Origin of the sequence: Micromonospora sp. MH99, from assembly GCF_021442385.1 — a bacterium.
Classification (GTDB): domain Bacteria; phylum Actinomycetota; class Actinomycetes; order Mycobacteriales; family Micromonosporaceae; genus Micromonospora.
Genome location: NZ_MUZA01000151.1, coordinates 1 through 1,629 on the forward strand (window position 1 = coordinate 1; position 1,629 = coordinate 1,629).

Here is a 1,629-nt window from a genome sequence, read left to right on the forward strand (position 1 = left end):
GCCGGGGCCATCCCGCCGGGCGGGCGGGTACGCCTGCCGATCACACCGGGGGGTCGGGTGCGGCCGATTCCGCCGGACGGGCGGTTGCGCTGGCCCGGCTCGACGCGGAGCTGGACGCGCGGACCGCCGCTCCGGCGCTGCGCGCGGTGTCCCGCCGCCAGGGGCGGGCGCTGCTGCGCGCCGGACGGGCCATCTGGCCACAGGCGCCGTTCGGTGACCTGCCCGCCACACCTCAAGGAGCGCACCAGCCGCTGGTGCTCGGGCTGCTCTGCGCCGCCGCCGGGCTGAGCCGCACCGAGACCGCCACGGTCGCCGCGTACGGGACGGTGACCGGTGCGGCCAGCGCCGGCGTACGTCTGCTCGGCCTCGACCCGTACCACGTCCAGGCCCTGCTGGTCGGCCTCGCCGACCTCTGCGACGGCACCGCCGCCGACGCGGCCCGGGCCGCCGACGATCCACCCGAGCGGCTGCCGGCCGCCGCGGCCCCGCTCGCCGACATATCCGCCGAAGTCCATGCCACCTGGGAGGTGCGTCTCTTTGCGTCCTGACACTGTTGAGCCGACCGCTGTACCCGCCGCTGCATCCGCCGCCGGGCCGGTCCCACCGCACGACGAGACAGTTCCGCACACCCATCCCGAGCCGGGGGTGGACCCGCACCCGCCGCTGGCACGGTCGGGCCGGGCGCTGCGGGTCGGCATCGGCGGGCCGGTCGGGTCCGGCAAGACTGCCCTGGTGGCCGCCCTGTGCCGGGCGTTCGCCGACGAGTTGCGGCTCGGGGTGGTGACCAACGACATCTACACCACCGAGGACGCCGACTTCCTCAAGCGGGCCGGCGTCCTGGACCCGGCCCGGATCCGCGCCGTGGAGACGGGGTGCTGCCCGCACACCGCCATCCGTGATGACATCGGCGCCAACCTCGACGCCGTGGACGAACTGGCCGAGGCGCTCGGTCCGCTGGACCTGGTGCTGGTGGAGAGCGGCGGGGACAACCTGACCGCCACGTTCAGCCGGGGCCTGGTCGACAGGCAGATCTTCGTGGTCGACGTGGCCGGCGGGGACAAGGTGCCGCGCAAGGGCGGGCCCGGGGTCACGTCCGCCGACCTCCTCGTGATCAACAAGACCGACCTGGCGCCCATGGTGGGCGCCGACCTCGCGGTGATGGACCGGGACGCGCGGGCCCGGCGCGGCGACCTCCCGACCGTCTTTCTGTCGATCGTCGGCGACCCGACGGCGGGTCGGGTCGCCGACTGGATCCGCCACGAGTTGGCCCACCACGCGGTCCTGCACCCCGTCGCCGCTCCGGCCGGCCCGGCCTGATGCGAGCGTTCGCCCGGCTGGTGGCCCGGGCCGACGGCCGGGGCGGCACGGTCCTGACCGAGGTGCACGGCGAGACGCCGCTGCTGTTGCGGCAGACGCCGGGCGATGCCGGCGTCGCGACAGTGCACGTCGTGGGCGGGGCCGCCGGCCCGCTCGCCGGCGACGACCTGCGCCTGGAGATCGACGTGGGGCCGGGAGCGGCGGTACGGGTGCACAGCGTCGCCGCGTCGGTGGCCCTGCCCGGCCGGCCCGGCGCGGTGTCGCGGATGGCGGTGCGGGCGGTCGTGCACGACGGCGCCGCGCTGCACTGGC

3 protein-coding genes are annotated in these 1,629 nt (G+C 76.4%); all 3 read left to right on the forward strand.

Annotated features, from left to right (window positions below):
* Positions 1 to 548 (forward strand): urease accessory protein UreF (locus tag B0E54_RS32255; RefSeq protein WP_234591618.1); only part of this gene is annotated, 548 nt, incomplete at its 5' end.
* Entirely contained in the window at positions 538 to 1,317 is a 780-nt protein-coding gene (gene ureG, locus B0E54_RS32260) for an urease accessory protein UreG (protein WP_234591619.1), read from the forward strand. The genes B0E54_RS32255 and ureG, both read left to right, overlap by 11 nt.
* The coding region (locus tag B0E54_RS32265; RefSeq protein WP_234591621.1) for an urease accessory protein UreD at positions 1,317 to 1,629 on the forward strand (313 nt) is incomplete at its 3' end. The genes ureG and B0E54_RS32265, both read left to right, overlap by 1 nt.